Source organism: Aerococcaceae bacterium DSM 111021 (assembly GCA_020112395.1).
Classification (GTDB): domain Bacteria; phylum Bacillota; class Bacilli; order Lactobacillales; family Aerococcaceae; genus Ruoffia.
Genome location: JACCEK010000002.1, coordinates 426,521 through 452,111, shown reverse-complemented (window position 1 = coordinate 452,111; position 25,591 = coordinate 426,521). Strand labels below are relative to the sequence as shown.

The following is a 25,591-nucleotide window of genomic DNA, read 5'->3' as shown; positions in this document are numbered from 1 at the left end:
AGCATTTTTTGCTGAAGGAGTTTTCTTTATTTCTGATTCTCATACGCCCGCTCAAACGCCGCTAATATCTCCGGATGCGTCTTCTTCAGGGAAGTTGGCCGCCCAGTTTCTGCATTGATAAAGCAATGCTCTGAAGAGCCCGTTGTCGTTAACTTACCTGTTTCTTTATTGTATATCTCATAAGCTAAATTTAAACGCATCGGTGTGAACATCTCTACTTTAACATGTACCTCAGCTGTATCGCCATAAGCTAGGGGCTTTTTGTATTTACAGTCAACAGCTAGAACAGGAATGCTGATACCTTCGTCTTCCATTCGTTTGTAGCTATAGCCAAAGTCGTCAAGCCATCCTACACGAGCCTCTTCAAACCAGCGTATGTAGTTTGAATGATGGACAATCTTCATGGCATCCGTTTCATAAAATTGAACAAGATGATTGTATGTATAAGTCAATATTAAGCACCTCTCCTATATATAATTACTCACAGATGTTATTATATATGAAAGAATAAAAAATGTAACGGAGGTGCCAATTTGCCACTTGGTCTTAGAACAATTAAAATTACTTTAGCAGCTGTCGTTGCAATATATATTGCGCAATTTATTGGATTAGAGAATTCACTTGCGACAGGTATTATTACAATACTGACATTACTAGACACACGTAAAGCATCAAGAGAGATTTCTTTGACATACTTATTGGCGACTGTTTTAGCATTTGGGATTGCGGCTGTTATTTTTCTAGTCTTTGGTTACCAAGTTTGGGCGTTTGGTCTTTATCTACTCATCTTTGTGGCCTTAGCCTATAGATTAAAGCTGTCAGCAGCCATTGCGCCGGTTTCGGTACTAGTCACACATTTTGTTATTGCAGAAAGTGTTGTATGGCAGTGGCAATTGAATGGTCTGTTGATCATGGTTATTGGAGCCGGAGTGGCAATTTTATTCAATCTCTGGATGCCCAATCAAAAGCCGGAATTACAAAAAGCAGTCGGTGACATTGAAGATAATTTTAGAATCGTATTAGAACTTATTAGTCAAAGGTTGCTGGAGAATGACTTTGATATTCCGTTAATACGGACAGAAGTTGATATTGTTAATGAATCAATTGAAAAGATGCGAAAAATCGCTGTCGATGACTATGAAAATCAATTATTCAATAAAGATGACTATTATATTCGTTACGCGGACATGCGCTTAAAGCAGCTCGGTGTTCTATCTCGCATGGTCGATTCATTGCAGCACGTTAGTTTAAAAACGGAACAAAATAAAACATTAGGAAATATGTTCAAGCTCACTTCTGATGAATTTGACCAAAGTAATAGTGGGCACAGTTTGTTGAAAAGCATTAATGAGTTGTACACATTCTACCGTAGTAGTGACTTGCCAAGAGACCGAGAAGAGTTTGAGTCTCGTGCCATTCTCTACCACATCCTAATTGAATTCGAACGCTTTCTAGAGATAAAAAGGGAATTCTACTTAGACAAACATATCCGAAAGTTTTAAAAAGAAGCGACACATTCAATGTGTCGGTTCTTTTTTAATGACTATGAATAAAGGTCTCAATTTCTTTCAATGAATCAGAGAAGAGGAACATGTCTCGGATGTCTTCTTTTAAAAAATCTTCCAGAACCATTTGGTCAAATAATGCTTTCATCGGTTCGTAATAGCCGTCAATATTGTAGAAAATTGTTGGTTTGTTAATGATGCCAATGCGAATTAGCGAGGCTATCTCAGAAATTTCTTCCAAGGTTCCAACACCACCTGGTAGTGCAATAAACGCATCACCCAGTTCAATCATGCGATTTTTACGGTCTGACATGGTCGCAACAATTTCCATATTTTTTACAAGAGGATGCTTGGCTTCAATTCCTCGAAGCACTTCTGGAATAACACCATAAACTTCGCCGTCTTGTTTCAATACTTCATCGGCAACGATTCCCATCAGCCCATTCATACTCCCACCATAGACTAGTGCATAGTTGTTTTGACCAATCCATTCCCCTAAACCCTGGGCAGCAAAGGAGAAATTCGGGTTATTTCCTGGATTTGATCCACAATAAACAGTAATATTCATTCAAACAATCCTTTCTAGTTTATATTCATGGTGTTTATTATAACGAACGAAATCCAAAAGGTTTAGTAAAAGTAGGTTTCAAGGATATTTTATTACATTACTATTACGAGTGTTTTTTTAGTGTTGTAGTATTGCACATTGGCTTCGAGGTTGGTAATATATTTAAACGAGAATATTCTAGGAGGCACCTATGAAAGAAGAGATTAATACAACAAAAATAAAATCAAAATTTGCTGCATTCTTTTTTACAGAGGATTCTGTAAAGGGAAACTTTTTATACTTAATCGCGTTTATATTTATATTATTTGGTTTATCAGTCGATCCATGGATCGAGATATGGGAAGGGTTTATAGCGATACTGCTTTCTCCAAGTAATTTAATTACTGATTATTTTGAAGTAGGTGGAATTGGGGCAACCTTTGTGAATGCTGGCTTATTAATGCTCATTAATGCCGTCGCAATCAATCGATTTGCTCCCAAAATTACGGGTCCATTAGTCGCAGCACTCTTTACGGTCATGGGTTTTGCTTTTTTTGGTAAAAACTTATATAACTCGATTCCGATTACGGTTGGAACACTTTTATATAGCAAGTATAGAAATCTACCTATTTCGGCATTTTTACTTACGTCATTATTTGCAACGACGCTTGCGCCTGTTGTGAGTATCATTACGTTCGGACAAGGCTTACCTTACTTGATAAGTGTACCCATTGCTATATTGGTTGGGATTTTTATTGGGTTTGCAATTCATCCGATGGGATCAAGTTTTTTACGTTTCCATCAGGGGTATAATCTATATAACATGGGCTTCACGGCAGGTGTATTAGGGATGATTATTGCAAGTGTTATGCGTGTATTTGACTTGACAACTACTTACGTCCCGCTTGATCATGCTTATTCAATCATTGAAGTCGAGATTTTCTTTGTGCTTTTTTCACTCTTTTTACTAATTGTTGGCTTTATTTTAAATGGTTATACATTTAAAGGCTATAAACAATTCAAAGACGATTCTGGGCGCTTAATCTCAGACTTTGTAACGGACTATGGCGTTGGGTTAACGTTTATAAATATGGGAATACTCGGACTAGCATCCTTAGCATATGTGTGGTTAGTCGGCGGTACACTAGAAGGTGCGGTAATTGGTGGTGTGTTAACTGTCGTTGGTTTTGGTACGTTTGGTAAACATATCTTTAACGTCACACCGATTGTCATTGGGGTTTTCATTATGCAAGTATTGATGGCAGTCGACGGACCGAGTTCCACAGCATCTTTACTTTCCGCACTTTTTGGTACAACTTTAGCACCAATAGCAGGTCACTATGGATGGAAGGCTGGAATTCTGGTAGGATTACTACATGCAGGATTAGTACCTAATACAGGTATTACTCATGCTGGATTGAACTTGTATAACAATGGCTTCGCTGGCGGATTCGTAGCAGCTACAGTTGTACCTATCCTAGATGGAATTAGGGAAAGGAATGAGATGCATGAGGGAATATCGAAAGATTAAGATGATTATGAATGAGTTACTGGACTACTTTTATAATAATGGTATGACGGAAGCGGATATTCATTTTGTTATCCTAGCTCACCATAGTGAAATTACAATCAAAGGGCAGCTTGATACGGAACCATCTGATATCGATCATGTCATAGAGAAGTTACGTGCAACACAACAACCAGAACTGGAAGAGTATTATGAGGACTTATTAGGATTAAGGGATGATGAATTTCATGTCGACATTTTGTCCGCATTAATTGATCAGGTCGAATATTCTTTCAAAGATAATATTTTAATGTTAAAAGTCATTCGTGACCATTGATTATAAGGAGCCATGTGCTCCTTTTTTTGTACAAAAAAAGTGCCAGTGAACGATTGCTCACTAACACTTAAACACCATTTTATTCAAAATGATAGACGATTAAGTCATCGGCTTGATGGAGTACTTTGTAGTCTGTTAATTGATATTTTGCTAGAATAGATTCGATTAAATCCTCTTGGTTGAGTAACGTGTTATTTGTATAAATAGTTAAAGGATCACCTAAATTAATCGCGTCACGTTCAGGCATCGAACTTGCTTCAGTACTTTGAAGTACCATCGGGTAGATATCATCATGAAGAGCGAGTTGCGGTGCGTATTCAGCGATTTGCCAACGCGTTGCGCTAAAAACCATGGCGGAATCAGTTGGGTTTTCAAGGATTTGTTGAGTTAGCTCACCTTGTTCTAAGTATTGAAAATCAACCGTTTCTCGTTGGAAACCGACTAGAAGAATCCCACTTAAACTAATTATCGTGACAACTGTACTCCAATTCTTATGTAAGACCGCTCGGAACGCAAAGTAAAGGATCAAAATTATCGCAGTGGCTACCACGGAGTAGATTGGGTAAATATAACGCGAAGTATGGTAATGTGATAAGTCTTGCACAAGAAAAATGTATAAGCCCATCGGAACGATTATGATAAAAATTTCTAACAAAGTGATTCGATTCAGCAATGTTTTGCTTTGAACTAAGAGGAGTAGTACTGATATAAACAAGACTCCAAAAAATATTGGCAGAGAAACATCTGCTAGCAAGTCTTCTTGCACAAAACTTAGATACAGTTTCAAATTCTCAGTGAAGTTCGCATTATTGGCGTTATTCAATACTTCTACTCCGCGATTCGATTCAAAGATATGAGAAAAGACCGCTGGGAAAATTGCCCAAGCAACGCCAATTGCCCCAACTTCAACTAAGCCAAGTAAGAAAGCTTTTTTTATTTCTTTTAAGAAAAGGAGCCCAATGCAGGTGACTGCTACAATAAAGAATGCATACAAGTAGAAATAATAATGGGTTAAAGCGCCTAATAACGTCGCAACAAAAATCGGAACAAGTAGTATTAACATGCGAGATTTCCCAGAACGACTATAGCGCAGTAGTAGGTATAACAAGCTTATAACGAAAAAGCCCATTAAATGATACATGCGAATAAACAACATAGAACTTAACCCACCCATACTAAGTCCCCAAAATAATCCAGCAAAGATGCTAACATAGAAGTTCTTTGTTAAGTAATGAATCAGAAAGGCAATCACAATAACTGTCGCAATATGCACAATTAAATTCAGAGCCAAGCCAACTAAAGGTGAAAATCCACCTTGCCAGAATGAAGCGATTGTATGAAATAATAAGTAGTATAGTGGAGGGTGAACGTCATTCACTTGATTGGACATAACCGATCCATATTCAAACTGTGTTGCATGATTAGGCATTAAATAATTTTGGTAATAAATTCCTGGCATCCATTCATTAGCTGCGGTAGGAAAGGGGTTATAGTAACTATTACTGAGCCCGTAGGAATATATTTCATCAATATGAAATCCTTGTTTGGCAAATGCAAAATTAAGCATGGCATAAACTAAAATGGCTAAAGCTGTTAATGCAACAGCTGTGCGAAATACATAATGTGTCTTGCTGATAAGAATAGCCTCCCATCAATCTTGTTTTCAAATGCAGTTATTATAAAATACTTGAAATCCTTATGCAATATAATATTGAAAGTAATGCGTGAACTTGAACTGGACCTATAATCCTTCGCAATTCTGGCGAGGGCTTATTGATTGATCAATGGGCCTTCGCTATCTTGGCGAAGGTCTGTTTGAAGCTGCTTTAATAAATGAAGCTGGTCCGAGCTCAATTATTCCAGTATATAAAGTCGTTATTCCTACCATACGAGAATCCATATGGGAGTTAAAGGAGCCATTCCTCTCATACGAGAATCCATATGGGAGTTAAAGGAGCCATTCCTCTCATATGAGAATCCATATGGGAGTTAAAGGAGCCATTCCAGTCATACGAGAATCCATATGGGAGTTAAAGGAGCCATTCCTCTCATATGAGAATCCATATGGGAGTTAAAGGAGCCATTCCTCTCATACGAGAATACATATGAGAGTTAAAGGAGCTATTCCTCTCATACGAGAATCCATATGAGAGTTAAAGGAGCCATTCCAGTCATAAGAGAATCCATATGGGAGTTAAAGGAGCCATTCCAGTCATAAGAGAATCCATATGGGAGTTAAAGGAGCCATTCCTCTCATACGAGAATCCATATGGGAGTTAAAGGAGCTATTCCTCTCATACGAGAATCCATATGGGAGTTAAAGGAGCCATTCCTCTCATATGAGAATCCATATGCCAGAGAAGAATTTATAGTCAACAAAAAAGCGCAGAAATTGGGCTAGCTACCCAAGTTCTACGCTTAAAAGCTTATTCACTCACTAATTCTATAATAACACCTAGACCTGAAGCGTCTTTGAAGCTCAATTCATTATCTTCTTGAGTATACTCAACACCTAGTGAATCTAAGTTTGCCATCACTTCATTGAAGAAGTTTTCAGACTGAGTTTGCCAAACAGCGGCTCTCAGTCCTTGTTGCCCTTCTTCAGGATGAGACATATTTTGATCAGCGAACCAATTATTATTGGCGATATGGTGATGGTAATTTCCGGAAGCTTGGAAGAATGAGTCGCCTTCAACGTAACTACGCGTATTTAAACCAAGTACTTGACTGTAAAAATCACCAGCAGCATCAAAGTCGTCTGATACCATATGGAAATGGCCAATTTTAGTGCGTTCATCTAATTGAGAGAAATCCTCTGTTGCTGATTCCATTAATTCCACATAATCTAGAGCTTCGTTTAGCATCTGCACATCCCCGTCGCCTTCGCCTTGAGGCCAGTCTTCTTCAGGGTAGTCCCAATATAACTCGATTCCATTGCCTTCAATATCAGCAGCATAGATAGCGTCACTGACACCGTGGTACGTAAAACCTTCGATGGGCGATTGAGTTTTCATTAAATGGTTCAACGCGCTCCCCATATATTCTCGGTCATTGAATAAAAAAGCCGTATGGTAAAGTCCTGTGGACAGCGTTTCTCCACGAGGGATGTCAGTCGGGAAGATTTCCAATAAAGTACGTTCATCCGAAGTTCCTAATCGATAGTAGCCGTCAGCTTCATCTAGAACCTTCATCCCCATGTTACTTTCATAAAAACCAGATAATCTATCTGAATCCAGCGCATTTAATTGGTAACGGGCTGGGTACACAATGGCTTCGTCTTGAGCCTGTACTTTAAAGGGACTGGTTACTAAAGCAAGTAAAAATAGAGCGACTATCGTTTTTAATGTTTTGTTTTTCAAATAAGTATTCCTTTCAATGGTGACTTTGGGATGCGTAAACAAGCAAAGGGCATACAAGCAAAAGCTTATATCCCCATAAGGTATAAATTATTTTACAGGTGTTAAAATAATACCTGTTCCAGCTGGATCTTTAAAGTAAAGAGTCTCGCCGTCTTTAGTGAAGTCATATGCTTTTTCTGTTAAATTTGCTTGAATTGAATTTAAATCTTCGGCTGAGCCTGACCAGATTGAGTTACGTAAACCTTGTGTTCCGTCTTGAGCAGCTGGAATATTGCGGCCATTCCAAAGATTGGCACCTAAATGGTGATGATAGTTTTGTGTCGCCATAAATAATGCAGCTTCGTTCATAATGAATTTAAGTCCTAAGCCCATTACTTCGTGGTAGAAGCTTAAAGTTGTTTCGATATCATTCACGTGTAGGTGGATGTGCCCCATAGTCGTTCCGTTAGGTACGCCAGTAAATGGTGCAGTTTGTGAAGCAAGTACGCCTTCAGCATCCATTGCTTCAACGATACCACCGATAAGTCCATTTTCTTTCATGTCCCATTTGCTTGTATCTTTATCTGCGTAGATTTCGATACCGTTACCTTCAGGGTCAGATAAATATAGTGCTTCACTGTATCCGTGATCAGATGCACCTTCAACGTTCGCTTTATTTTCAATTAAGTGACGTAACATTCCACCTAAGTCACCACGTGTTGGTAATAATAAAGCTAAGTGATAAAGCCCAGTTGTTCTTTGAGTTTTTTCTGTTGTAGTTGGGTAGATTGAGATTAATACAGTTCCATCTGGTGTACCTAGGTTATAGATTTTTTCACTTTCATCTTTGTTGATTAAAGTTAAACCAATTTTTACCTCATAAAAATTCGCTAATTCAGTAGGTTTAATTGCATTCAGTTGGATCCCAGTTGTATGTATAGTTGTTGATGATTGTGTAATTGCTTCGATAGTCATATATATCTTCCTTTCGAGTTCTGTTTTTTTGTTTGTTTAATTCATTCAAACGACAACTTGATAATAACACGGAAAAAAGATGACATCAATACGTATTCGAGATAATCAACACTTGAAGTCACATTGACGATTAACTTTTTATAACACTAGCGAATCAATATGTCATGCATAAAGCATGTGGTAAAATGAAGATATTAAAGTGAAAAAGGGAGGGATTAATGATGCGCCGAGTCGCAATTATCGGAATGGGAGTCGCAGGGGCGGCTGTACTTTTAGCTTATGGAAAAAAATATTCAATGCAAGAGCCTAAGGATTTGCGGATAGATTGTTTCGATGAGCCTGAGACATTTGGTCGGGGTGTTCCATTCAGTGAACAATCTCCTGAAGCCTTGATTAATTCAAGAAGTTTTAAGATTAGTTTTGATTATGAAAATTTAACTGAATTCCATGAATGGTTACAAAAAAACCATTCAGATGATGCGCCGGCTGATTATGTTCCTCGGTCATTATATGGGGATTATAGCTATGAACGAACAATGGATTTAATCGAAAAGCTGGGCGCAAACCCAATTTACAGCAAAGTCTCTGCGGTTGATCATATAGAAGAAACTGGTCAATGGATGGTTAAATACACGGATTCAAACGAGCCTTCTGAGACCATATATGATGAAGTTCATATTTGTGTGGGGGTAGAGGGTTATATTGACCCCTATGATTTAAAGGGTCAAGCGAATTATTTACATTATCCGTACCCACTCGATAAAGTGTGCCAACCAATAGACAAGGCGGACTCCGTGGTGATTATTGGTACGGGTTTAACAGCAATTGATTGTGCTAAGCATCTATTGAATCAAAGTGGCATTCGTGATATATCCATGTTCTCGCGGTCAAATTTTTTTCCAACAGTACGAGGTGATGATTTAGTAGAATTGGATTTTCAGCACTTAACCGATGAAGTAATTGATGAAGTAAAAGCGAATAACAATGGCAAGTTCACGTTTGACGCATTTGACCGTTTATTTAAAAAAGAGGTTAAGCATTTAAATATCGATTACCAATATTTTAAAGAGAAGCAAATGGCTCCAGGGGAACAAGGAATGCAAAACGGCTTAAAGAATCGCGATCAGTTCGGAATTATGGCATCTTTAATGAACCGAGTCAGTGAAATAATGACGATTGGTTGGGAAGCTATGCCGTTAGACGATCGTAAACAGTTTGATGAGGTTTATCAAAAAGTAGTTGAACTCACTCGCAATCCGATGCCAGACACTTCGGCAGAAGAGCTAATATCTTTTGTAGATGAAGGAAAACTTCATATACTCGACAACGTAAAAGAGATAGAATTGGCACTTGAAGGTGGATTTATCTTAAGCAATGAAGATAAAGAAGTCGTTAAAAAAGTGGATTGGGTATTGAATGCGACTGGATTAGATATGAAGTTTCAAGACTTGAATGAATTCCCTTTGCATCAGCAGTTACTAAATGACCGCTATACTCAAGTAGATTCAGCGGGTGGCTATAGCATTGTTCGTAAGACCGCATCATTAATCTCGCCACGTTACGGACAGTGGAATAACTTATATGCACATGGGTTGATTGTGAATGGTCCTATTTATCAAAACAACGCTTCGATAAAAATTCAACAACATGCAGATATGTTAGTTCGTAGAACGCCAGAGCTCGTTGCATTTTATATATAAGGCGGATTGAGGGGAGTTAATTTTCGACAAAGGACTTAATTTCTCATATAATATAATATAGAATAGAAACAAATAAAATGTCTCGGAAGGAGCATGAATATGATTTGGATAATTGTAGCAATTATTGCTGTTATCGCAATTGTTTGGGTACTTATTTATAATAACTTAATTAAACGTCGTAACTGGGTAGATGAATCATTCAGCCAAATTGACGTACAACTACAACGTCGTAATGATTTAATCCCTAATCTTGTTAACACAGTAAAAGGTTACGCTAGTCACGAAAGAGAAACGTTAGAATCGGTAACGCAAGCAAGGCAACAGTTGGTTAACTTGCCAAGTAACGCTGACCCGTCAGAGGTTAATGCGAAATCGAATGAACTATCAGGTGCACTGTCACGTTTATTAGCAGTAGCAGAACAATACCCTGATTTGAAAGCCAATACGAACTTCACGCAGTTGCAATCAACATTAGAAAAAACAGAGCAACAAATTGCAACAGCACGTCAATTGTACAATTCGACTGCAACGCAATATAATACAACTGTAGAAACTGTGCCAACCAACATTGTTGCGGGTGTGCATGGATTTAGCCGTCGAAACTTATTAGAAACGCCAGAAGAAGCACGCCAAGTACCAGAAGTACAATTTTAATTACAGTAAAGAAAGAAGAGCGACATGTCCAAATGGGACAACGTCGCTCTTTTGTTATCATCAAATTCATAAAGAGATGGTAAGCTAATAAGTATTATGAAGGATTATTGAAATGTTTCGCGTATTTCATTCTATCAATACCGAAACGAATTAAAATAATTACTAGTTACTCAAAGTCACATGCGTATCTCTAGCAATTCATTTGAGATTGATATAAAGTATTTTTATGAGAGTAAGATAATAGGGTATCATCACATTAAGATTCAAGTCGAGTGGATTTGTGTTAATTGTATAAAAATGACGAGTGATTATTATACTTATTCGTGAGTTAGCAATTAAAACAGCAAAAAAATAATTAAAATTAAACTTGTAATATAAATGTCACATAAACCGATGCTTTGATACTATTAATTTGTGAAAAAAATGGGTAGAATGAAGTGTATTAAGTTAAGAGATAAAATTGAAAGAAAGGGGGCCGCGAGTGTGAGTCGTGTAAATCTGTATGTTCATTATGATTCAGTCACCAACCACATTATGACCCGAGGCATTAATCTGGTTCATGAGGACTTTGAACCACGTTATTTACCAACTAATATGATACTTGCTCAAGCGCCTCCAGAAGTTGGGCGTTTTGATGCGCAAACAAACTTTAAGATATTGAGAAACCAAGTTGAAGTAGCGAACTACTTCGAGTCTAGTAGCAATGCAGAGCTCCGTATGTCGAATTGGATTGACTTTGAAAATATGGAGTCAATGCATCAATTGACAGCTAATGAGATTGCTGAGATTTTATATTTGTTTCATGCTAATAAAGGTTTAAAGTCAGCGTTTTTCTATAAACTTCAAAACAACTACGTATTTCTAACATTACCTAATGGATTATTGAAAGTCTTCTATCGATTCGTCACACACTTCTATGCACGTTTTCAAAGAGTCATCCAAGCAAGAATGGCCGATTTAGTGAATGAATCGCGTTCACTCTTTTTTATGCGCAAAGAGAAAGTAAATCCAATTCCACTGAATATTGTAGAACAAATTGCGCCACTATTTTCTAGTGGGCTAAAAATTAATTTTGTTCAGGCGATTCAGACAGGTTCATATTGGAAAGTGCCGCTAAATATTATTGAGGATGAGTTAACATTATTAACTCAAGACCAAATGCATAAAAATCATGTTGGTTATATAGTCTATGATACAAATGCACAACGTTGGTCGTTAGAACTCGAGTTGATTGAAGACTCTGAAGACTTAGATGATTTTGATTTGCGTAGTCAAGGGATTATGACCTCATTTGACGAGACTTGATCATCTTGATTTATTCCAATACATAAATTACAATACTGTATTATGAATTGAGGATTAAAAAAACACTATTTTTATAGTGGAAATATGGTATATTTACTATTGTTAAAAATAAAACAATTTAAATAGCATGATGAGTTTATTATTGGAGGTTTAGACTATGAAAATCACAATGCTTTATGGAGGACAAAGCGCTGAACATGATATATCTATATTATCGGCACATAATATCGTTCAACAAATTATGTTTGATATATATACTGTTCAGCCAATATATATTACCCGCCAAGGTAAATGGATTAAAGGGCCTTTGTTGGAAGGACCGAGCGAATTCTCGGAGCAATTACGCTTAGCACCAGCACAAGTAGAATCGTGGTGTGATATTGAAGAGGGATCATCTACGGGCGTTTATATTAATCCTGGTGAAATTGCGACAGAAGAAACGATTGTTTTTCCAATTCTTCACGGACCAAACGGTGAAGATGGAACAATTCAAGGGTTCTTAGAAATATTAAATCTACCATATGTAGGTGCAGGTGTTGCAGCAAGTGCAGCCGGTATGGATAAAATCATCAGTAAAAACTTATTCGAACGCGCAGGCATTCCACAAGTACCTTATATTGCGTTCGACCAGAGGGAATGGACACAAGATAAAGATAATTTAATTGCACGTTGTGAAGGAAGTCTGTTGTATCCTTTATTCGTGAAACCAGCAAACTTAGGTTCAAGTGTTGGAATATCACGTGTAGTTGATAGTACAGAATTAGTTGAAGCTGTTGAACTGGCTTTACAATTTGACCGGCGTATCGTCGTTGAGCAAGGTATTCGCGCTGAAGAGTGTGAAGTTGCTGTGCTTGGTAACGATGACGCACACGTGAGTGTCGTAGGTCAGCTTGTGAAGCAGTCTGATTTCTATAATTATGATGAGAAGTACGTCAACAACACGGTGGAAATGCAAATTCCTGCTGAAATTCCTGAACACATTGCGAATCAAGTTCAAGAATATGCACTTGATGCCTACCGAGCGATTGATGGATCAGGTTTAGCACGAGTGGATTTCTTCCTTACAAGCAATGGAGATATCTATATTAATGAGATTAATACGATGCCTGGCTTTACGCAGTATAGTATGTATCCAAATTTATGGCATGGTACTGGCTTAAGCCAACGCGATTTAATTGAAGAATTACTCCAATTAGCACTTCGACGTCATGAGAGAGACAAACAGTTAAAATTAGAATTTTAAAACGATACGAATCATTAATTTGCATTGCAATGATGATTCGTATTTTATTTTGGGGAAAATATGATATATTTAACAAGATATGATTTATAACTAGAAACGTATGGTGGGTGAAAAAATGAAAAACATTAAATTAATGGATGTTGTTAAAGCAGTTTATGCAATTGATTATACAGCACCAAACAGAGATATTGAAATGAACAATGTCGAGTTTGACTCCCGTAAGATAACACCGGATAGTTTATTTGTTCCACTGACAAGCGGACAAACTGACGGGCATGATTACATTCAAAAAGCAATTGAAAATGGTGCAACAGCAACGTTTTGGTCGAAAGAACCAACTGAAGCTCCTTCTGACAAAATTGCCTGTATTTTCGTTGATGATACACTTGATGCGATGCAACGGTTAGCTAAATATTACCGGGAGATTTTAGATCCAATTGTAATTGGAATTACCGGAAGTAATGGAAAGACAACAACGAAAGATATGACCGCTAATGCTTTAACAGCTAAGTATCATGTACATAAGACACAAGGAAACTATAATAATGAAATTGGTTTACCATATACATTACTACAGATGCCAGAAACAACTGAGGTGGTTGTCTGCGAGATGGGTATGAGTAATTTTGGTGAGATTAAAGAATTAAGCGAGATCGCTCAACCAGATATTGCTGTGATTACTTTAATTGGAGAGAGCCATCTTGAGTTCTTGGGGTCGCGAGCAGGAATTGCTAAAGCAAAATTAGAAATTCTATCTGGCTTAAAAGAATCAGGACTATTCATTTATCCAGGTGATGAGCCTTTAATCCAAAGTGAAATGCCTGAATTAAACAAAGCAATCGATACACTGAGTATCGGATTCGATGAGACGAGCGATGTTTATGCAAAGGAATTAATTGAAGAGCAAAGCAAAACGTACTTTAGAACGAACTTAGATGAGAGTGTCTTATGTATGATTCCAGTTATGGGTGCATACAATGTATCGAATGCTCTAATTGCTTTAAGTATTGCGAAAAGTATTAACGTACCAATCGAACAAGCTATCTTCCAATTGTCTCAGTTTAAATTGACAGCTAATCGTTTAGAGTGGTTAAAGACCAAAAATGGTGCACAGTTATTAAATGATGCCTATAATGCAAGTCCAACATCAATGCGAGCTGTTTTACAAGCTTTCTCAACGCTACAGATTAATGAAAAAGGACGAAAAATCGCAGTGCTAGGAGATATCCGCGAATTAGGACCTCATAGTGAACAGTTCCACCGTGAGATAGCTAATGATATTGAAACGGATAAAATTGATACAATCTATCTATTTGGCGATCAAATGCAATATTTGTACGAAGAATTAAAAGAAAGATATGATGATACACATCTCATATACGAACCAGAAAATCACCAAAAACTCATTGAATCACTAGAGAAAACGGTTAACCCCGACGATATCCTATTAGTAAAATCAAGTTTCGGGGTCGATTTATTAAAAGTCGTGACAGAGTTAACAAACAAGGAAACGCAATCATAAACAAAACAGTTGTTACGCGGGGACTATCATGTTACACTAACAAAGGTTAAAGTGAAAAATTACATAGCATCGCCTATTGACACATGCCCATTTACTGATATCGCGTAGTGTCTAGGCGTTTTTTCTTTTTAAACAAACATATAACAATAGGCAAAACAGAAAGAGGTAATACCTTAGTGAAATTTAACGAATTTAATTTAAAACCCGAACTCATCAAGACTTTAGACGAGATGGGATTCGAGGAACCAACACCGATTCAACAACAAGCTATCCCTTACGCAATTGATGGACGCGACGTAATTGGTCAAGCTCAAACAGGTACTGGTAAAACAGCTGCGTTTGGTCTTCCAATGTTGAATAAAGTACATAATAATAACAAAGGAATTCAAGGAATTGTAATTGCACCAACACGTGAATTAGCAATTCAAGTTCAAGAAGAAATATTCCGTCTAGGTAAAGATGTTCGCGCACGTGTTTTCACTGTGTACGGTGGAACATCTATCCAAAAACAAATCGAACGTATTAAACGTAACCATCCACAAATTATTGTTGGAACACCTGGTCGTGTTCTTGACTTAATTAACCGTCGTGTCTTAGACTTAAAAGACATTGAAACAGTTGTATTGGATGAAGCTGACGAGATGTTAAACATGGGATTCATCGATGATATTAAATCAATCATCCAAAAAACGCCATCAACTCGCCAAACGCTTTTATTCTCGGCTACAATGCCACCAGCAATTAAAAAGCTTGGAGAGCAATTTTTAACAGACCCAGTTCATGTTAAAATCGAAGCAAAACAAATGACAGCTGATTTAATCGAGCAGTACTTTGTTAAAATAAACGATAACGAGAAGTTCGATGTGTTAACGCGCTTTATGGATGTACAAAACCCAGATCAAGCGATTATCTTCTGTCGTACGAAAAAACGTGTTGACGAAGTTGGGCGTGGTTTAACATTACGTGGTTATAACTCAGAATTAATTCATGGGGATGTAACTCAACAAAAACGTTCAAGTGTTATTAACGAATTCCGTCAAGGACGCGTTGAAATCTTAGTTGCAACAGACGTTGCAGCACGTGGATTAGATATCTCAGGTGTAACACATGTTTATAACTACGATATCCCACAAGATCCAGAAAGTTATGTTCACCGTATTGGTCGTACAGGACGTGCTGGTAAAGATGGTATGTCACTATCATTTATTACACATAATGAAATGTCATACTTAAAAACAATTGAAAACTTAACACGTAAACAAATGAAACCATTAAGCCCTCCTACTTCAGAAGAAGTAGAAAGCGGACAAGTACAACAATTAATTGATCAAATTAATGAGGTTTTAGAATCGAATGATGCGACTAAACACCGTAACACAGCTAAAATGTTATTAACTCATTATGAGGCAAATGATCTAGTTGCTGCACTACTTAAAGAAGTTTTATCTGAAAACAACGATGTTAAAGTTGTTATCTCTCCACAAAAACCATTACCAAATGCTGGTGGAAAGAAAACAAACAACAACAAGAAATACAGCAGACGCCGTAGCAACAACCGTAATGACCGTGGTGGAAGCAGCCGTGGAGAACGTAGCGGAAGTAGTCGCGGAGAACGCGGTGGAAGTAGCCGTGGTAAACAAGGCAACAATTCCGATCGTAAAAGCAAAAACTTTAAAATTAAGTCTAAAAACGACTAATTAGCACATTCAACTGAAGTGTTTGTTAAAAAAGCAACAAATTCATTTTAACGGATTAAATTTAGGACTGTCTAAAAGTGTGAAGTAAACACACTGATAGTAAACGTATTTAATCTTTTGTTCAGCTTTTCGATGTTATAAGCTGACTTTTAACCATTATTAATCTATGATTAATACATATATATAAATATAATATAAAGTAAAGCAATGGCGGAAGCTAACGCATTTTGCTGCAGAAGCCGTATGGAACTATGTTCATACGGCTTTTGTTGTATAATAAAGAATATATGAATATTGAAGGAGAGCTAGAATGCAATTAGGTACAGATATTATAGAAATTGAACGTATTGTAGAAGCATCTGTGAGGCAACCGCGTTTTGCAGCAAAGATTCTGACAGAGCTAGAGTTAGAAATTTACAATAAGTACTCACAAATACGACAAGCTAGTTTTTTGGCAGGGCGTTTTAGTGCGAAAGAAGCTTATGGTAAGGCTTTGGGAACAGGTGTGGGAAGTAAACTAAAGTTCACAGATATAACGATCTTACCTGATGAACGTGGAGTGCCAGTTGTTACTAACGCTCCATTTACTCATCCTGTGGCAAAAGTATCGATTAGTCATTCGCGCTTTCATGCGACAGCGACTGTGATTGTTGATTTGGATGATGATGAATTAAGAAGCCGATTAAAAGAGTATTTTGATAACGAGAAGGAGACCAATAAATGATAGATTATAGCGACCATAGACCAACTCAAGCGATTGTGGATTTAACTGCAATTCGACACAATATTAAGTTAGTTGAAAGTCATTTAAAAGACGGCCAACAAATTTATGCGACAGTGAAAGCGAATGGTTATGGCCATGGTGCGGTACCAATCGCACGTGCAGCACTTCAAGCAGGAGCAACCGGTTTAGCTGTTGCGACAGTTGATGAAGGGATTGAACTACGTAGCCAAGGATTCTCACAAGTGCCGATTTTAATTTTAGGTTTAACGGATCCACGTGGTATTGCAGAAATTTTACATTATAATTTAACGATTACAGTGAGCCACTTAGACTTTTTCAAGCTCGCTTATGAACAATTGGAAGAGACAAACCAACTTGGTTTGTTAAACTTATCAAAGTTAACATTTCACTTAGCTTTAGATACAGGGATGGGTCGAATTGGCTTACGTTCTGTTGAAGAGGTAGAAACATTTAAAGAGGGAATTAAAGCTTACCCGTGGACAAATTGGGAAGGGGTGTTCACTCATTTTGCAACGGCTGGTGGTGGGCCGGTTGATTATATCGAAGAACAATATAATCGCTGGGTGGAATTAACTCAAGCAATCCCAACAGAAGTGAATATCCGTCATATTGCTAATTCTGGCATGGGAATATGGCACCTGAATTACCCAACGGATATCATTCGTTTAGGTATCTCTATGTACGGCATTGACCCTAAAGACGAATTTGATAACCCGACGACAAAAGATTTACATCCTGCTTTACAATTAGTTTCGGAATTAATTTATGTGAAAAAAGTTGAGAAGGGCGCTAAAATAAGTTACGGAGCGACTTACGAAACAGTGGAAGATGAGTGGATTGCGACGATTCCAATTGGTTATGCAGATGGTTGGTTGCGTCGTTATCAAACAATATCATTGAATGTTGATGGGCAAGCGTGCCCAGTTGTAGGGACGATTAATATGGATCAAATGATGATTCGTTTACCTCGTGAGTATCCAATCGGTACGAATGTAACGTTGATTGGAACGGATTATAAAGGGGCTAATCATGCTTCGACAATCGCTAAAGAAGTAGATACGATTGGCTACGAAGTACTGACTTCAATTGGACCACGAGTTCCTAGAGTTTATTTAGATGAGTGATTTTAGAATAATCAGGGAGGTTCAATGATATGTTAAACGTTGAAAAATTAGTTGTGGGCTTAGTTCAAGAAAATACTTATGTTATTTATAATGAAGCAAATGAAGCTTTAATTATTGATCCAGGTGATGATGCTGACCGTATTATTGCGTGGGTTAAAGAAAACGACTGGAATCCCCAAGCTGTCTTGATTACTCATGCGCACTTTGATCATGTCTTAGCTGTGGATGCGGTGCGTGATGAGTTTGGTATTGAAGCCTATGTGCATGAGATTGAAGCAGAGTTTTTTCAGCATCCTGACTTTAACATGCTGCCAAGTTTGAGTAGGGAAAACCGACCTGCCGAGCATTTATGGACAGATATTGGAGAACATACTGTAGGCTCTTTTACCTTTGATATCGCCTTAGTTCCGGGTCATAGTTTGGGTCACGTTATATATATATTCAAAGAAGATGAATTTGTAATTTGTGGTGATACGGTGTTCAGTGGTTCGATTGGTCGTACCGACTTACCGGGTGGGGATTTAAATATCTTATTAGAAGGTATCGCCCGCGATATCCTAACTCTTCCAGCAAATTATGTCTTGTTTCCAGGCCATGGAGGTTCCACCACTGTTTCGCAAGAGATTCAATCGAATCCCTTCCTACAAGGCTTCCGTGCTTAAAGATCGAATACATACGAATACAAAAATGCCCAAGTTCGATTTTGAACTTGGGCATTTTATATTTCTATTGAGAGACAACTACATAGTGAATACATTTACTTCGTACTTCCGGCGATTAAGGTCGCTCACTAATGCACGTACCGTTGAAGCGTCCAAATAATCTGGTAGCGTTACCATTAGGTAAGTTGATGTGTCATAAGACGTTTTCTCAAAAGTAATCGCCGAATTAATATCTGTTTTTCGATTGATTAGGCGAGCAAGTTTATTGAGCTCTCCTTTTTCACCTCGGGTTTGAATGGCAAGGATGTAACCAGATTTATCTGCGACCCATGCTTGGGCCAAATAATTAACCATTGTATCATGTTGAATTGTTCCAGTGAATACATTTTCGTTATTCAAGACAGCGATATATGGTAAATCATGGATAGCGAAAATTAACTGATAGAAAGTATCATTCTCATTAACAACTCGTGTCGTGTTTTTGAGAAATTGTGTTACTTTCACTTGACTAAGATCAGCGTCAGGATGATGAAATTTATATTTATAAATATGATAGCGATATATGTTCCCACGGTATAAAGTGTTTGTCGCATCAACGACAGGTGCATTACGTAATGAATGCTTTTCTAAGACTTCGATGGCCTCCAGACAATTCATTGTTTCATTAATAGTTACAATATTGTCTTTATGTTGCACGAGGTTTTTTATCATAAAGCTAAGCTCCTTGTAATAAAATTAACTGTATTTTGATAGATTCATATTAGCAAAACTAGATTAAGAATGCAAAGGTTTTCTAATTAATTTTTAATATTAAACTAATGTTAAATCGCTAATTTTAATTAGAACAACATGTTATTCTAACATATTTGGTATAAGTTATCTAGTAGTTATCAAATATAATATTGGCTAAGAGAGGTTGTAAGCTTGCATTTTAACTTCAAGAATAAATTCAGAATGTTCTAGTTAATCGCCGCAGCCGGAACAATTTTTTAATATTGTTTCAGTTAATCGTTTGGATAGATAAATTTGCTCAAATCTGACAAAAAATACAGGATACATGCATGTGTTTGAATGACAGAAACACTGAAAATAGTACAAAATTTGCTTATACAATTTAGAGCAATGATATTCAAATGTAAATATATAAGGAAAAGTGAAAAAGACTCGAGATATTCATCGTTTTTATCTTGCAATTTGGTCGTTTTTTTCTTATATTTATAAGTAAAGAAAAAAATGAATTTTCAAAAGGAGAGAAAATAATGGGTTCCTCGGGGTCCTTGTGGACACAAGTTATAGTAATTATAGTATTGACGGCAATCAATGCGTTTTTCGCAGCAAGTGAAATTGCCTTCGTATCAGTCAACCAGTCAAAGATGAGATCATTAGCAGAAGATGGGAATAAGAAAGCGCAAAAGGTATTGGATTTATTGGAGAATTCTGATGATTTCCTAGCTACGATTCAAGTGGCAATTACGTTAGCGGGATTCTTATCGAGTGCATCTGCTGCAACATCATTTGCTGACAGATTCTCAGCGATGCTGCCTACTTTTCCAGGAGCATCGACTGTAGCAATTGTTGCCGTTACGTTAGTTTTGTCATATATTACTTTAGTGTTCGGTGAGCTTTTCCCGAAACAAGTGGCTTTACAAATGCCTGAAAAAATTGCAATGGGTACAAGTGGTGTCATTGGAACGATTCAGAAGTTTTTCCGTCCCTTTATCATCCTATTATCAGCTTCAACAGGCTTATTACAACGCTTAACACCGTTGGATTTCTCAGAGAAAGATGAGCAATTCACTCGTGATGAGATGAAAGCAATCTTGGCTGAAAGTAGAAAAGAAGGTTCAATTGATCTAGCTGAGTTTTCAATGCTTCAAGGTGTATTATCTCTAGATGATAAGATGGCTAGAGAGATTATGGTTCCGCGTACGGACACAATCATGGTAGATATTGAAGACGACTATAATGAAAACATTGAAGCATTGCTAAGCACACCTTACTCACGTATTCCGATTTATAAAGGTGAAAAGGATAATGTTATTGGTGTTGTGCATATGAAGAATTTATTAAAACATGCTCGTCATGTCGGTTTTGACAATATTGATATTATTGACATTTCGAGTGAACCATTATTCGTTCCGTCAACCGTATTCGTCGACGATTTGTTAGTAGAATTCCGTCGCGAAGAGACTCACTTGGCAATTTTGCGAGATGAGTATGGTGGAGTTGAAGGGATTGTGACGCTTGAAGATGTTTTAGAAGAGATTGTTGGGGATATCGAGGATGAGACAGATATTACAACAGCAGGTGATATTCGCAAGATTGATGATAATAACTATTATGTGAATGGTATTTTACCCATTGACAAGTTTAATCATTATTTTGATGTTGAATTAGAAAATGACGAAGTTGATACGATTGCTGGGTTAATTATATATCATCTAGGTTATGTGCCTGATGATGATGAGCGTATTATATTGCGTGCAAATGATTATGTCATTACGACAAGTCATATTGATAACGGACGTATACGTGGAATCCATGTGGAGATTGATGACGATCATAAGATTCAAAGTGAATATAACCTTTACCAAGATGTTACCGCAGATGCGAGTGATATGACTGTAGAGGAATTATTAGATTTAGATATCGTAGAAGACAACTAGAAGACGAGTTAAGTAACGAACTTTCGGTACCATTTGAGTCGGCCAATTTGGACTGATCAATAGCCAAAAGTTCGTTTTTTTTTGAAAAAGTATAAAAACAGAGGAGCTTTTTAAATGTTAAACGAAATGATGCACCGCCCGATAGTTATGCAAAAGGTAGTTGATTTTATGCGTGAGGGCCAATTGGGCTTTGAAGGTGCTTTAGGTGAGATTGAAGCTTATGCTAATGAGCGTGGTATTCCAGTTGTTCCCCATGAAACAGCAACGTTTATTGATTTCTTTACAGCAACGATGCAACCAAAATATATTCTAGAAATCGGTACAGCAATTGGATTTTCAGCAAGTTTGATGGCACAACATTTACAGGCAGATGGACACTTAACAACCATCGATCGCTATGCGAAAATGTATGAACGTGCAAAAGAAAACTTTAAGAAAATGGGCTTGGAAGATAGTATTACCCTTATTGAAGGTGATGCGGCAGATGTTTTACCTACCTTAGATGGAGAGTTTGATTTAATCTTTATGGATAGTGCTAAAGCGAAATATATCGAGTTTTATCCTGAGTGTATGCGACTTCTCCGCCAAGGTGGCGTCTTAATCATTGACGATGTATTTCAAGGAGGTACAGTATTAGATGATGAGTCGGAAATTCCTAAGCGAGTGAGAAAAATTCACCGCAAGTTAAACGAATTATTCGATACAATCTTAAATGATAAAACAAACCGTTCTACGATTGTTCCGCTTGGCGATGGCCTTTTAATGGTCAGAAAGGAATCAAACTAAATGACACGAGATATTCAACTTATTGCGATTGATTTAGATGGTACATTATTAAGAGACGATAAAACGATGTCAAAAGAAAATGCAAAAGCTTTAGAAGAAGCAATCCAACAAGGGGTTCAAGTTGTTATTTGTACAGGCCGTACATTACCAAGTATTGAATACTTGTTCGATCAGCTACCTAAAGGACATGGCGATGAGTATTTAGTCTTACAAAACGGTGCTGTGGTCCACCAATTGCCTGATTTTAATATTGTGCATGAGACAAGCTTGAGCCAATCTGACCGTCAAGCCATTTATGATGTATTTAAAGAGCACCGTAGTGATGAAGTACAAATTGTTGGTTTTGACGCAGATAAGTTGTATTTAGTAGATGATACAATGGCGAATGTAACCGTTGAAAATGATGCCAAAATATTAAGCACTGAGATTACAAAAGCGAGTTTTGAAGAGATTCTCCAGTTAGAAACCTTGTATAAATTTGTGGCTTTCTCAGAGATAAAATATATTGATGAATTTTTAGCAAAGATTCCGACCACGTTATACGATGAAGTGCATATCGTACGATCATTGCCTGTAGCCATTGAATTTATTCCAAAATTAGCCAATAAAGCGAACGGCTTAAAAGCTTTGTTGAAGCAATTAGATATTAAAGCTGAAAATATTATGACCATTGGTGATGAGTTGAATGACTTAGAAATGGTTGATATGGCCGGGTTAGGAGTGGCTATGGAAAATGGGCATCCAGATGTTAGAGCCGTTGCGGACGAAATCACATTATCAAATAATAACGATGGTGTAGCTCATGCTATTAGACGTTTTGTCACACAACCGCCACACAATAGTTAAATAAAATTTATACTTTATTCACATTTGTATGCTAAAGTATATATTTGAATGAGACGTTACAGCTAAAAAATATAGATATAAAAATTTGAGGTGAACTGATGAAAAAACTAATTATCTCTGTGGTAGCAGTTCTAGCGATTATTATGGTCGCATATAGTGCTGGTATCGGTTATTACGCTGAGAAATTCCAAGCGAACACGACTTTCGGAAGTGTTGATATCAGTAACTTAACACTAACAGAAGCAGAAGCAAAAATTGAAGAAGATATTAACAGCAAAACATTCCAAATTACTGAGAATGGCCAAGAAATTGGAAGTATTCAATTAGGTGACTTAAACCCAGAATTACAAACGGGGGAAGTTTTAACGCAAACGTATAATAGTCAAAATCCTAATGAGTGGCTTACTGGTTATTTCCAATCAGAAGAATATGATAATGCATTGATGGATAATATGGACTTAGATCCACAATTATTAAATCAACATCTAGCTGATATGGGCTTAAGTAATGAAGATCGTACACCAGCTCAAGATGCATCGATTGACTATACTGAAGCTGAAGGTTACTTTGTAACGGAAGCAGAAGAAGGTAATCAATTAGATGTTGAGAAAGTTCAAGATTTAATTGTAACTGGAATTCAAAACGGTGAAGAAACGATTGAAGTGAATTCAGCATACTTACAACCAGAGGTTGCTGGTAATGACGAGAAAATTGATTCAATTATGGAACAAATTGAATCAGCTAAAAATACAACAATCAATCTAGAAATCGCGGGTAACGTTGTAACAATCCCTCAAGAAAAGATTGAAGAGTGGATTTATTTTGATTCAAACAATGATATTGTTTTTGATCAAGAATTAATCTATGAATACCTTGGAACATTAAATGATGAGTATGCGACATATGATAAACCACGTCAATTCCAAAGTACTTCTGAAGGTGAAGTTACTGTTGAACCTGGAACACTAGGTTGGTCAATTGATCGTGAATCTGAGACACAAAATATTTTAGCTGACCTCCAAGCTGGTGGAGATATTACGCGTCAGCCATCTATTGTTGGAACAGGTTATAACGCAGTAGACGGTAACGACATTGGTAATAGCTATGTTGAAATTAGTGTTGATTTACAAACAATGTGGGTGTATGTTGATGGAGAAATCGCAGTAGAAACACCCATTGTGACAGGCCAAATTGGTACAGATACTGTGCCAGGTGCTTATTCTATCTGGGATAAAGAGGAAAATGCAGAATTAAAAGGATATAACCCACGTACAGAAAGAGAATATACTCAACCTGTAAATTATTGGATGCCTTTTGATGATACAGGCCAAGGAATTCATGATGCAAATTGGCAAAGTAACTTTGGTGGAAATACGTATCAAGTATCTGGTTCATTAGGTTGTATCAATACACCACCAGAAGTAATGTCACAAGTATTTGCGGTTGCATATGAAGGTATGCCAGTTGTTATTCACTAATCCAAAAGGTTAAGATATGACTTTTTTAATAAATTAGGTTAATATGCAAAGTAGGGAATAACTTATTCAGCTACTTTGCATTTGTTGTTTATCCGGAAAAAGTTAAGAAAACCTTAATATAAGGTGTCAATTTTGACTATATCTAATAAAACTGTATAATTAGTATGATATATATTAAATTAATATTTGACACGTATGAATATTAATCCTTTATGTAAGGAGGAAGAAAACTATATGAAGAAGATACTCGTTGTCGACGATGAGAAGCCAATCTCGGATATAATTACTTTTAATTTATCGAATGAGGGATATGAGATCGTTACAAGTTTTGATGGCGAAGATGCTATTGAAAAATTTAACGAAACCAAACCTGATTTGGTTATATTAGACTTAATGTTACCTAAAAAAGATGGGCTTGAAGTGTGTCGTGAAATCAGAAAAGAGAGTGCTGTTCCGATTATTATGCTAACGGCTAAAGATTCAGAGATTGATAAAGTTCTCGGTCTTGAATTAGGAGCAGATGATTATGTCACTAAGCCATTCTCTAATCGTGAATTAATGGCACGTGTGAAAGCAAACCTTCGCCGTAATGCGTTAAGGGAAGTGGACGAAAATGAAAATAACGCCAATGAAATTAAAGTTGGAGAATTAATCGTTCACCAAGATGCTTACATTGCATCGAAATTAGGCAGAGAAATTGAATTAACACACCGTGAGTTCGAATTACTTCACTACTTAGCGAGACATATTGGACAAGTTATGACGCGCGAGCATTTATTAGAGACTGTTTGGGGATACGATTACTTTGGGGATGTCCGTACAGTTGATGTAACGATTCGCCGTTTGCGTGAAAAAATCGAAGATCAACCAAGCCACCCGACTTATATTATTACGCGTCGTGGTGTAGGATACTTTTTGAAGAATCCTGAGCAAGAATAATCTATCTATACTATA

23 protein-coding genes are annotated in these 25,591 nt (G+C 37.0%); 17 read left to right on the top strand and 6 right to left on the bottom strand.

From position 1 onward, the window contains the following. Positions 1-26: 26 nt before the first annotated feature. Entirely contained in the window at positions 27-404 is a 378-nt protein-coding gene (locus tag HYQ40_08275) for an acyl-CoA thioesterase (GenBank protein ID MBZ6527774.1), read from the bottom strand. A gap of 129 nt (positions 405-533) precedes the next feature. On the opposite strand from HYQ40_08275, the gene HYQ40_08270 reads away from it, so the two are divergent. After that, entirely contained in the window at positions 534-1,502 is a 969-nt protein-coding gene (locus HYQ40_08270) for an aromatic acid exporter family protein (protein MBZ6527773.1), read from the top strand. 34 nt (positions 1,503-1,536) lie between these two features. Here the strand turns inward: HYQ40_08270 and HYQ40_08265 are convergent, their stop codons facing one another. Further along, complete coding sequence (locus HYQ40_08265; GenBank protein ID MBZ6527772.1) at positions 1,537-2,073, bottom strand: TIGR00730 family Rossman fold protein; 537 nt, start codon at positions 2,071-2,073, stop codon at positions 1,537-1,539. 190 nt (positions 2,074-2,263) lie between these two features. Between HYQ40_08265 and HYQ40_08260 the strand changes: the two genes are divergently transcribed. Together HYQ40_08260 and HYQ40_08255 are read left to right on the top strand one after the other, a co-directional pair. Then, positions 2,264-3,583: a DUF1576 domain-containing protein gene (locus HYQ40_08260; protein MBZ6527771.1), complete on the top strand. Its 1,320-nt coding sequence runs from the start codon at positions 2,264-2,266 to the stop codon at positions 3,581-3,583. Continuing rightward, positions 3,561-3,896, top strand: a complete 336-nt coding sequence (locus HYQ40_08255; GenBank protein MBZ6527770.1) for a hypothetical protein — start codon at positions 3,561-3,563, stop codon at positions 3,894-3,896. Before HYQ40_08260 ends, HYQ40_08255 begins: the two co-directional genes overlap by 23 nt. 79 nt (positions 3,897-3,975) lie before the next feature. Here the strand turns inward: HYQ40_08255 and HYQ40_08250 are convergent, their stop codons facing one another. From HYQ40_08250 to HYQ40_08240, 3 genes are all read right to left on the bottom strand, one after another. Then, the gene (locus tag HYQ40_08250) at positions 3,976-5,463 is read right to left on the bottom strand and encodes a hypothetical protein (protein ID MBZ6527769.1); all 1,488 of its coding nucleotides are present in this window, start codon (positions 5,461-5,463) and stop codon (positions 3,976-3,978) included. Between the two features lie 859 nt (positions 5,464-6,322). After that, positions 6,323-7,255, bottom strand: coding sequence for a VOC family protein (locus HYQ40_08245; protein ID MBZ6527768.1), 933 nt, complete (start codon positions 7,253-7,255; stop codon positions 6,323-6,325). An 87-nt stretch (positions 7,256-7,342) separates the two neighbouring features. Then, positions 7,343-8,209, bottom strand: coding sequence for a VOC family protein (locus HYQ40_08240; GenBank protein ID MBZ6527767.1), 867 nt, complete (start codon positions 8,207-8,209; stop codon positions 7,343-7,345). Between the two features lie 218 nt (positions 8,210-8,427). Between HYQ40_08240 and HYQ40_08235 the strand changes: the two genes are divergently transcribed. The 9 genes from HYQ40_08235 to HYQ40_08195 all read left to right on the top strand — a co-directional run bounded on the left by HYQ40_08235 (position 8,428) and on the right by HYQ40_08195 (position 18,861). After that, on the top strand, positions 8,428-9,909 hold the full coding sequence (locus HYQ40_08235; protein ID MBZ6527766.1) for an FAD/NAD(P)-binding protein: 1,482 nt from the start codon (positions 8,428-8,430) through the stop codon (positions 9,907-9,909). A gap of 99 nt (positions 9,910-10,008) precedes the next feature. Next, on the top strand, positions 10,009-10,563 hold the full coding sequence (locus HYQ40_08230) for a LemA family protein (GenBank protein MBZ6527765.1): 555 nt from the start codon (positions 10,009-10,011) through the stop codon (positions 10,561-10,563). A 483-nt stretch (positions 10,564-11,046) separates the two neighbouring features. After that, the gene (locus tag HYQ40_08225) at positions 11,047-11,868 is read left to right on the top strand and encodes a hypothetical protein (protein ID MBZ6527764.1); all 822 of its coding nucleotides are present in this window, start codon (positions 11,047-11,049) and stop codon (positions 11,866-11,868) included. A gap of 157 nt (positions 11,869-12,025) precedes the next feature. Next, positions 12,026-13,111 (top strand): D-alanine--D-alanine ligase, encoded by a 1,086-nt coding sequence (locus HYQ40_08220; GenBank protein ID MBZ6527763.1) that lies wholly within the window; start codon positions 12,026-12,028, stop codon positions 13,109-13,111. A gap of 115 nt (positions 13,112-13,226) precedes the next feature. Continuing rightward, a complete protein-coding gene (locus HYQ40_08215; protein ID MBZ6527762.1) occupies positions 13,227-14,633 on the top strand; it encodes a UDP-N-acetylmuramoyl-tripeptide--D-alanyl-D-alanine ligase in 1,407 nt (468 codons plus the stop codon). A gap of 176 nt (positions 14,634-14,809) precedes the next feature. Further along, positions 14,810-16,330: a DEAD/DEAH box helicase gene (locus HYQ40_08210; GenBank protein ID MBZ6527761.1), complete on the top strand. Its 1,521-nt coding sequence runs from the start codon at positions 14,810-14,812 to the stop codon at positions 16,328-16,330. A gap of 310 nt (positions 16,331-16,640) precedes the next feature. Further along, a complete protein-coding gene (gene acpS, locus HYQ40_08205) occupies positions 16,641-17,054 on the top strand; it encodes a holo-ACP synthase (GenBank protein ID MBZ6527760.1) in 414 nt (137 codons plus the stop codon). Next, complete coding sequence (gene alr / locus HYQ40_08200; protein ID MBZ6527759.1) at positions 17,051-18,199, top strand: alanine racemase; 1,149 nt, start codon at positions 17,051-17,053, stop codon at positions 18,197-18,199. Before acpS ends, alr begins: the two co-directional genes overlap by 4 nt. Before the next feature lie 29 nt (positions 18,200-18,228). Then, a complete protein-coding gene (locus HYQ40_08195) occupies positions 18,229-18,861 on the top strand; it encodes an MBL fold metallo-hydrolase (protein MBZ6527758.1) in 633 nt (210 codons plus the stop codon). A gap of 78 nt (positions 18,862-18,939) precedes the next feature. Here HYQ40_08195 and HYQ40_08190 read toward each other — a convergent pair whose 3' ends face one another. Further along, positions 18,940-19,572 (bottom strand): CBS domain-containing protein, encoded by a 633-nt coding sequence (locus tag HYQ40_08190; GenBank protein ID MBZ6527757.1) that lies wholly within the window; start codon positions 19,570-19,572, stop codon positions 18,940-18,942. A 548-nt stretch (positions 19,573-20,120) separates the two neighbouring features. On the opposite strand from HYQ40_08190, the gene HYQ40_08185 reads away from it, so the two are divergent. The 5 genes from HYQ40_08185 (at position 20,121) to HYQ40_08165 (ending at position 25,576) form a co-directional block, all read left to right on the top strand. Continuing rightward, entirely contained in the window at positions 20,121-21,527 is a 1,407-nt protein-coding gene (locus HYQ40_08185; GenBank protein MBZ6527756.1) for an HlyC/CorC family transporter, read from the top strand. A 114-nt stretch (positions 21,528-21,641) separates the two neighbouring features. Continuing rightward, positions 21,642-22,313, top strand: coding sequence for an O-methyltransferase (locus HYQ40_08180; protein ID MBZ6527755.1), 672 nt, complete (start codon positions 21,642-21,644; stop codon positions 22,311-22,313). Further along, entirely contained in the window at positions 22,314-23,159 is an 846-nt protein-coding gene (locus HYQ40_08175) for an HAD family phosphatase (GenBank protein MBZ6527754.1), read from the top strand. It begins immediately after the preceding gene. 98 nt (positions 23,160-23,257) lie between these two features. Then, entirely contained in the window at positions 23,258-24,637 is a 1,380-nt protein-coding gene (locus HYQ40_08170) for a L,D-transpeptidase/peptidoglycan binding protein (GenBank protein ID MBZ6527753.1), read from the top strand. A 234-nt stretch (positions 24,638-24,871) separates the two neighbouring features. Next, positions 24,872-25,576, top strand: coding sequence for a response regulator transcription factor (locus HYQ40_08165; GenBank protein MBZ6527752.1), 705 nt, complete (start codon positions 24,872-24,874; stop codon positions 25,574-25,576). The last annotated feature ends 15 nt before the right edge of the window (positions 25,577-25,591 follow it).

Bases quoted from the DNA above. Each gene is read 5' to 3' on its own strand.
- HYQ40_08255 (MBZ6527770.1), top strand. From the start codon at position 3,561: ATGAGGGAATATCGAAAGATTAAGATGATTATGAATGAGTTACTGGAC.
- HYQ40_08250 (MBZ6527769.1), bottom strand. From the start codon at position 5,463: ATGCTTAATTTTGCATTTGCCAAACAAGGATTTCATATTGATGAAATA.
- HYQ40_08190 (MBZ6527757.1), bottom strand. From the start codon at position 19,572: ATGATAAAAAACCTCGTGCAACATAAAGACAATATTGTAACTATTAAT.
- HYQ40_08275 (MBZ6527774.1), bottom strand. From the start codon at position 404: ATGAAGATTGTCCATCATTCAAACTACATACGCTGGTTTGAAGAGGCT.
- HYQ40_08235 (MBZ6527766.1), top strand. From the start codon at position 8,428: ATGATGCGCCGAGTCGCAATTATCGGAATGGGAGTCGCAGGGGCGGCT.
- HYQ40_08195 (MBZ6527758.1), top strand. From the start codon at position 18,229: ATGTTAAACGTTGAAAAATTAGTTGTGGGCTTAGTTCAAGAAAATACT.
- HYQ40_08165 (MBZ6527752.1), top strand. From the start codon at position 24,872: ATGAAGAAGATACTCGTTGTCGACGATGAGAAGCCAATCTCGGATATA.
- HYQ40_08265 (MBZ6527772.1), bottom strand. From the start codon at position 2,073: ATGAATATTACTGTTTATTGTGGATCAAATCCAGGAAATAACCCGAAT.
- HYQ40_08170 (MBZ6527753.1), top strand. From the start codon at position 23,258: ATGAAAAAACTAATTATCTCTGTGGTAGCAGTTCTAGCGATTATTATG.
- HYQ40_08185 (MBZ6527756.1), top strand. From the start codon at position 20,121: ATGGGTTCCTCGGGGTCCTTGTGGACACAAGTTATAGTAATTATAGTA.
- alr (MBZ6527759.1), top strand. From the start codon at position 17,051: ATGATAGATTATAGCGACCATAGACCAACTCAAGCGATTGTGGATTTA.
- HYQ40_08240 (MBZ6527767.1), bottom strand. From the start codon at position 8,209: ATGACTATCGAAGCAATTACACAATCATCAACAACTATACATACAACT.
- HYQ40_08180 (MBZ6527755.1), top strand. From the start codon at position 21,642: ATGTTAAACGAAATGATGCACCGCCCGATAGTTATGCAAAAGGTAGTT.
- acpS (MBZ6527760.1), top strand. From the start codon at position 16,641: ATGCAATTAGGTACAGATATTATAGAAATTGAACGTATTGTAGAAGCA.
- HYQ40_08215 (MBZ6527762.1), top strand. From the start codon at position 13,227: ATGAAAAACATTAAATTAATGGATGTTGTTAAAGCAGTTTATGCAATT.
- HYQ40_08220 (MBZ6527763.1), top strand. From the start codon at position 12,026: ATGAAAATCACAATGCTTTATGGAGGACAAAGCGCTGAACATGATATA.
- HYQ40_08175 (MBZ6527754.1), top strand. From the start codon at position 22,314: ATGACACGAGATATTCAACTTATTGCGATTGATTTAGATGGTACATTA.
- HYQ40_08230 (MBZ6527765.1), top strand. From the start codon at position 10,009: ATGATTTGGATAATTGTAGCAATTATTGCTGTTATCGCAATTGTTTGG.
- HYQ40_08260 (MBZ6527771.1), top strand. From the start codon at position 2,264: ATGAAAGAAGAGATTAATACAACAAAAATAAAATCAAAATTTGCTGCA.